Raw genomic sequence first — 7,404 nt, 5'->3', positions numbered from 1 at the left:
TCATGTTCCAGATATAACGCCACCAGATAAACGCGCTTTCTGGCGTTCAGAATGGCGTTCACCAGCGTGGTACGGAAACGTTCAGGGGAGTGGAGTGTCTGAACGTCATCAGCTGTCTGAGGGATTTTGGGCAGTTCTGCAAGGTGTTGTTGGTATTTATTGCGTTTAAGTTTTGACAACATCACAGTGCGTTTCTTCTCTCATCAGTGTATGACCGGCTGGTCATCATCAAAAATTAAGGAATAGCCGAATCGAGCGATAATACCATTACTTTCCAGCCGTTGTGAGCAAGTTTTGATTTTGATAGCCAGATCGTCTCTTGATGCGGGAGCTATATCACGTATGGCGATTAAACTTTCAGCGGCAGTTCCAGCGTGACAATTCCCTCTTCCAGCTGAACGTCGACGTTAAAACCCAACTTTTTCGCCAGCGTAATCATCCCCTGATTATGCGGCATGGTGATCCCGTTCAACCGGCTCAGCCCATGCTGTCCGGCATAGCGGATCAGCTTTTCCAGCAGGCGCGTGCCCAGCCCCAGGCCTTTTAAATCGGAACGCACCAGAACGGCGAATTCGGCGTTGGTATTATCCGGGTCGGAAATGGCGCGCGTGACGCCGATAATCTCTCCGCCTTCCGCCGCGTGGCGTATGGCGACAAACGCCATCTCCCGATCGTAGTCAATCTGCGTCATATAGGCTAAATCTTCATGATTAAATTCACTAATTTCGCTGAAATAGCGATAGTAGAGATCTTCCTTGGTGACCTTGGCGATAAATGTGCTCAGCAGCGGTTCGTCTTCGGGCAGGATGGGGCGGAACAGGCAAGTGATGTTATCCTTCAGCGTAACGGTTTCTTCCAGATCCTGCGGATAAGGGCGGATAGCCAGCCTTGATTGCGGATCGCCGCTAAAGGGCACCAGACGCAGCGTGACGTCCAGCAGGGTGAACTCATCCCCGGAGGCCAGCAGTGGATGGATATCCAGCCGGGATATTTCCGGGCAGTCGAGGATCAGGTTGGACACCTGCACCAACAATCGGCTGAGCGACGGAATATCTAAAGCGCGCAGCGCGCCGCGGCCGTGAATTTTTCCTTCTTTCAGCGCCTGCAGCACCAGATAACGGGCCAGCGTCATATTCAGCGGCGGCAGCGCTACGGCAAGCTGGCTTTTTCGCCATTCAACGCCGCCGTCCCCCAACATAATCAAGGGGCCGAATACCGGATCCTGTTCGACGGCCACCCGCAGCTCCTGAGCGCCGGCCCGGTTCGCCATGCCCTGTACCAGCAGGCCGTGAATGCGCGCCTGCGGATAGGTTTGCTTTACGCGATCGAGGATCGCCTCCGCCGCCTGCTGCACCTCTCTAGCGGTGCGCAGGTAGAGCATAACGCCCTGAACTTCAGATTTATGCGCAATGTCCGGCGATCGCAGCTTGATGGCGACCGGATAACCGATCTGCTCCGCGAGGTAAACCGCCTCGGCGCTGTCATTGGCAATCCAGGTCGGCAGCGTGTTTAAACCGTAAGCCTGGAGAATGGGCTGCACTTCGTGGGTATCTAACTGCGTATTACCGTCGGCCAGCGCCTGACGAATAAGTTTGTGCGCCTGAGCGGTATTGCCCGCTAAATCCGGCGACAGCACCGGCGTTTCCATTAGCTGCTTCTGGTTGCGCCGATATTCGACGATGTGCATAAATGCCGTCACGGCGCCCTCCGGGGTACGATAGGTGGGGATGCCGGCGCAGTTGAATAAGCGGCGCGCCTCCTGCGAGGAGAATTCGCCGGACCAGTTGGTCAGCAGCGTTATGCGTTTACCGCGCGGATGTTGCTGGAAAAGCTTAATCAGCGCCGCGGCGCTTTCGGTGCCCGGCGCCGCGGCGCTGGGGGAATAAATAATAAGCAGCGCGTCAAAGTCGTCGCTATCCAGTAACACGGAAACCGCCGCCAGATAGCGTTCGATCGTCGCCTCTTCGCGCAGGTTAAGCGGATTGCCGATCGCCACATGCTCCGGTAGCGCGGTTCGCAGCGCCTGGCGCGTGGTTTCGCTGAGTTGCGCCAGCTTTCCCTGTTTGCTGATAAATTGATCGAGGGCCTGCGCCGCCGGCGATGCCCCGTTGCCGACCAGCAGTAAGCGTTCGCCGCGTAATGGGCGCAAATGGCTGAGCGTTTCCACCGCCGAGAACAGCTCATGGGTATCGCGCACCCGCAGCAGGCCCGCGCGCTGAATCGCGGCGTCGTAGGCCGCGTCCAGTCCCTGGCGTCGCTCGCTAAGCAGCACTTGCGCCTGCTGACTGCGCCCGCTTTTGATCACCAGGATAGGTTTATTCCTTGAGGCGCTGCGGGAGGAGGAGAGAAAACGGCGGGCATCGCTGATATGTTCGAGATGCAGTAAAATGGCTTGGGTCTTGCCGTCGCGGGCCAGAAAGTCGAGCAGGTCGTCAACATCAATATCCAGGCTATCTCCCAGCGCGATAAAATACGAGAAGCCGATTCCCCGCTGCTGCGCCCAGTCCAGAATGGTGTTCGATACCGCGGCGGATTGGGAAATAAACGCCAGCTTGCCTTTCATAATCGGCACGGGGGAAAAACTGGCGTTGAATCCCTGCCAGGGCGCGAGCACGCCGAGGCTGTTCGGGCCGAGAAGCCGCATGTTATAGCGCTGCGCGCAGGCTTTTAACGCGCAGGACTGGGCAGGCTGCGCGGAGAGAATAATCACGGTCTTACAGCCGGATCGTCCGAGCTCTTCCAGCAACGCCAGGTTACGGCCGGCGTTGGTGCAAAGAATGGCGAGGTCGGGCGTGAGCGGCAAGCCGGCCACGTTCGGATAGGCGAGAACGCCGCAGACGGCGCGATATTTGGGCGTGACGGGCAACACCGGTCCTGCGAAGCTGCCATCCAGCAAATTCCGCATCATCAGAAATCCCGCCCGACCCGGTTTTTCCGATGCCCCTAACACCGCTATCGACTTGGGACGTAATAGTGCTTCCAATCCGCGCTGGCTCATAAGCTACCCTTTTAGGAGAGACGCTTTGATACTACGCGTTTTTCGCCGATTATGCTGTGATGGTAGGAGGCATTTCCTGCAGGGTATGGTGCGACTTGCCGGCCAGGTAGTGTTTGCGAAAGCGATCGAAATGGCTTGATAACGCTTGCGCAGCGGCGGCGTCCCCGGCCTGAGCGAGTAGCGCAACGGCGATCTCCGCGGTGCAGTGCCGCCCGGCGTCGCCGGCTTCCCGCAGTTGGTAGCGGGAGAGCGCGCTGACGGTGAGCGACAGAATGGGCAAGCCATCCAGATAGGGGCTCTTGCGGAACATTTTCCGCGCTTCCGGCCAGGTGCCGTCCAGCAAGATAAACAAAGGGGGCTTTCCCTGCGCGGGCAATTGCCGGAAGATCCGGCGTCCTTCTTCGTTATCGTCAGCCAGAAAAACCAGATAGGGTTGATAATCCGGATGGCGAAGGGCGGCCAGCAGATGCGGATCCGGCGATGTCCGTGACCAGAGAAACGCCTGGGTTTCCGGCAGGATATCGGCGATAAGCCGCCCGGTATTGCTGGGTTTCAGTGGTTCGGTATCGAACATCAGCAGGCAGAAACGGCTGCGGGCGGAGTACGGACGAATGGTGTGGCACAGGCAGTTTGCGGTCGGCAGCAGGCAGCGCTGACAGCGTACGACCCGGCAGCCGCGGGCGCGAAAGGGCTTGGTCGACTGCTCGAGACGTTGCTGACGCAGGCGAAGAACGGCGTTGTTTATCATGAAATAGCGCAGGTGATAGCGTTCGGCCAAGAGCCTGTTCACGCCGCCGCGCTAGGGCGCCCGGCAGGGACAGACTCTGAAAGGCGCTATTCTAATCGACATGGGGGCGGACCAAAAGGCCTGCGGCCATAATAGTTCGTCCTTTGCTTTGCGGCGGCTGGCGTGCGCCCCTTTCCCGCGGCGCGGCTCCCGCCGGGTTATAACGACTCGTCCAGCCAGCCTTCAAACGGCGCTTTAGGCAGCGCGCCATTGAGCATGTCGACCAGTTTCCCCTGTTTAAACAGCATAATCGTCGGGATGGTGCGGATGCGATAGCGCGTGCTCAGCGTGGGTTCCGATTCAGTATTAACCTTAACGAAGCGAATTTTTTCGCCGCGCTCCCGTGCGACGCTTTCGAATACGGGGGCGAAGCTGACGCAAGGGCTGCACCAGGGAGCCCAGAAGTCGACGACGACCGGCAGATCGTCCTGCAATAGTTTGTCCAGCGTCGCCGCGGTGGCATTGATGACTTCCCCCGTGAACAGGGGTTCGCCGCAGCTGCCGCAGTTCGGATGGTCGTCAATCCGTTCTTCGGGGAGACGGTTTGTTGTGTGGCAAGATGCGCATACCGTATTCATAACCAGACCTCAGGTGAAAGAGAGTAAACGTGTGCCGTTGATGAGAACCGTTGCTTACGGGCGGTGAACGTCGGCAATATGTTAAATAATCAGCGCACACTTGAATAATATGTTACTTAGCAGTGGGCTAAGTATGGCGAGCGGGCCTGTAGTCAACAACGTGGTTTACTCAATAGCTACAATAGTTTTTGGCTTTTGCCACAAGCAGGTGGCTAAGCGGCTGTACATAAGGTAATCTTCGCGCCCAGCGCTTAGGTGGAGATAACGATGAGCGATTCATTCGATAGTAAGAGCGGCAAGGTCCGTGTGATGTACGTCCGTAGCGATGACGAGGACGGCAAAGAGAGTAAAAACCAGCGGCCGGCGGGTAAAGATCGTCGCAGCGGCGGCGGCCGGCATGATGATGCCGGGTCGCGCGATAAGCCGCGGCATCCGCGCGATAAAAATCCGCGCTATGCCCGGGAAAATCCCGCTCGCGACGGCGAGAAAAGTCCGTGGAGCAAAGATCGCGACGGCGCCCGCGCCGGGCGTCCGCGCCCTCCTCGCGGCGAAGCGCGCGATAATAATGACTCTCCCTGGAAAACGGTCTCCCGGGCGCCGGGCGAAGAGGCTGAATTCGATCATGGCGGGATCGGCGGTAAAAGCCAGATCGATCCGGCGCAATTGCGTCGCCAGCGTCAGGAAGAGACGCGGGTTTACGGTGAAAACGCCTGCCAGGCCCTGTTTAAAAGCCGTCCGGATTCCATTGTCCGCGCCTGGTTTTTGCAGGAGGTGACGCCGCGTTTTCGCGACGCCCTGCGCTGGATGGCCGCTAACCGTAAGGCCTATCATGTCGTCGACGACGATGAGCTGAGCAAAGCCTCCGGCACGGAGCATCATGGCGGCGTCTGTTTCCTGATCAAAAAGCGTCAGGGAATGGATGTTCATGAATATCTGAAAACGGCCGGCGAACGTGATTGCGTGCTGGCGTTGCAAGATGCCGGCAATCCGCACAATCTCGGTGGCATTATGCGCAGCTGCGCGCACTTTGGCGTGAATGGCCTGCTGGTGCAGGACGCGACGATGCTGGAGTCGGGCGCCGCGGTGCGTACGGCGGAAGGCGGCGCTGAGCATGTTAAGGCGATCAATGCCGACGATCCCCGCGCCGTATTCGATGCATTCCGCAAGGCCGGGTATACCATCGTGACGACGTCCGCCCGCCAGGGCACGGCATTGTCGCAAACCGTATTTCCGGCGAAAACCGTGGTGGTGCTGGGTCAGGAAGGCGACGGCGCGACGGATAGCGCCTGGCTGCAGGGCGACGTTAACATCGCCATCGACGGCACCGGCAAGGTTGAGAGCCTGAATATTTCCGTGGCGGCCGGCATTGTGTTGTCTGAATGGTGGCGTCAGAATCGAGCCTGAGGTCATACAGGGCGCGGCGCGCCCTGATAAATGAAAAGCCCGCCGGTTCTTGCGGCAAAAGAATCGGCGGGGCGTTCGGCCCGGGCGACGCAGCTAGTGCGCGCCGCCGCCGCCTCCGGAGGTAAAGGGCGGTCGGGCGAACCATACCAGCACCAGCAGCAGCAGAAATACCCCCGCCGCCGCCCAGAAAATTTCATTGGCGGAAATAATCAGCCCCTGCGCGGTAATCTTGCTGGCGATATAGGAGGAGGCCTGGGATTGGCTCATCCCCATTCCCTGTAATTGCTGATAGGTTTCCTGCGCCAGCGGATTGTAAGGCGTTACCGATTCCGTTAACTGCGAGTGGTGCAACGACTCGCGCTGGGTCCACAGCGTGGTGGTGATGGATGTGCCGATAGAACCCGCCAGCGTCCGGGTAAAGTTGGACAGGCTGGATGCCGCGGCCATACGCTCCGGCGGCAGGCCTGACAGCGTAATGGTCGTCAGCGGCATAAAGAAACAGGCCACGGCAAACCCCTGTACAAACTGCGGCCACGCGGAAGCGCCGAAGTCCATCCCCGGCTCGAAAGTATAGGCGCGCCAGTAAAAGCAGACGGCGTACATAATGAAGCTGAAGGTGACCAACTGGCGCATATCCAGGCGCGGCGCGAAACGGCCGATAATCGGCGACAGCACGACGGGCATCAGGCCGACGGGCGCGGACGCCAGCCCGGCCCAGGTCGCGGTGTAGCCATAGACTTCCTGTAGCAGTTGCGGCAGCAGTACGATGGCGCCGAAATAAAACATATAGGCCAGGCTGAGGCATAAACATCCGATGGTGAAGTTGCGCGATTTAAACAGCGAGAGATCCACTACTGGGTGGTCGTCGGTCAGCTCCCAGACGATGAGAAACGTCAGGGTGATGACGGCGACGACGGTAAGAATCACGATCTCATTGGAGTTAAACCAATCCAGCTCCTTTCCCCGGTCCAGCATCATCTGCAGGCTGCCGATGCCGACGATCAGCAGCGCCAGCCCCACGGTATCGATCGGCTTGATTTCGGTCGGCGTTTCCCGTCCGCGCAGCGTCTGTAAGGTGATCAGCACCACCGCCACGCCCAGCGGGACGTTGATAAAGAAGATCCAGCCCCAGTGGTAGTTGTCGCTAATCCAGCCCCCCAGGATCGGCCCGCAGATCGGCGCGACCACCACGGTCATCGACCACAGCGCCAGCGCAATGCTTCGCCTGGCGGGCGGGTAGTTGTTTAACAACAGACTCTGCGACAGCGGGATCAGCGGACCGGCGACAATCCCCTGCAGCACGCGGGAAAAGATCAGCATCTCCAGGCTGGTGGACATGCCGCACATCCAGGAGGTGAAGGCGAAAAGGGCGGTGGACAACAGAAACAGGCGAACTTCGCCGAAGCGTTTGGCCAGCCAGCCGGTGATGGGGATGGAAATGGCGTTGGCGACCCCGAAAGAGGTAATCACCCAGGTCCCCTGCGAGTTAGAAGCCCCAAGGTTGCCGGCAATGGTCGGTATCGCCACGTTGGCGATGGTCGAGTCCAGCACCTGCATGAACGTCGCCAGCGATAAGGCGACGGTCATCCAGGCCAGACTGGCGCCGTTAAGCGGTTTTCTCTGCACGCTTTTCTCCT

Annotated in this window: 5 protein-coding genes and 1 pseudogene; 1 reads left to right on the top strand and 5 read right to left on the bottom strand. The window is 59.0% G+C overall.

The window, feature by feature from the left end; translation table 11 throughout:
* The 4 genes and pseudogenes from pssA to trxC form a co-directional block, all read right to left on the bottom strand.
* Positions 1–182, bottom strand: a pseudogene (gene pssA / locus VSX58_RS19260) (CDP-diacylglycerol--serine O-phosphatidyltransferase); the annotation flags it as partial.
* A gap of 167 nt (positions 183–349) precedes the next feature.
* The gene (locus VSX58_RS19255; RefSeq protein ID WP_327619507.1) at positions 350–2,998 is read right to left on the bottom strand and encodes a bifunctional acetate--CoA ligase family protein/GNAT family N-acetyltransferase; all 2,649 of its coding nucleotides are present in this window, start codon (positions 2,996–2,998) and stop codon (positions 350–352) included.
* 49 nt (positions 2,999–3,047) lie between these two features.
* Positions 3,048–3,746: a tRNA-uridine aminocarboxypropyltransferase gene (locus VSX58_RS19250; protein WP_327619512.1), complete on the bottom strand. Its 699-nt coding sequence runs from the start codon at positions 3,744–3,746 to the stop codon at positions 3,048–3,050.
* 197 nt (positions 3,747–3,943) lie between these two features.
* Positions 3,944–4,363, bottom strand: coding sequence for a thioredoxin TrxC (trxC, locus tag VSX58_RS19245; RefSeq protein ID WP_327619506.1), 420 nt, complete (start codon positions 4,361–4,363; stop codon positions 3,944–3,946).
* 267 nt (positions 4,364–4,630) lie between these two features.
* On the opposite strand from trxC, the gene VSX58_RS19240 reads away from it, so the two are divergent.
* Positions 4,631–5,767, top strand: coding sequence for a tRNA/rRNA methyltransferase (locus VSX58_RS19240; RefSeq protein WP_327619505.1), 1,137 nt, complete (start codon positions 4,631–4,633; stop codon positions 5,765–5,767).
* A 93-nt stretch (positions 5,768–5,860) separates the two neighbouring features.
* Here VSX58_RS19240 and emrB read toward each other — a convergent pair whose 3' ends face one another.
* Positions 5,861–7,393, bottom strand: coding sequence for a multidrug efflux MFS transporter permease subunit EmrB (gene emrB / locus VSX58_RS19235; protein ID WP_327619504.1), 1,533 nt, complete (start codon positions 7,391–7,393; stop codon positions 5,861–5,863).
* Between the last annotated feature and the right edge of the window lie 11 nt (positions 7,394–7,404).

The organism is Brenneria populi (assembly GCF_036016195.1).
GTDB lineage: Bacteria > Pseudomonadota > Gammaproteobacteria > Enterobacterales > Enterobacteriaceae > Brenneria > Brenneria populi.
The sequence above is the reverse complement of the archived record's forward strand: the minus strand, read 5'-3'. Positions and strand labels throughout refer to the sequence as shown.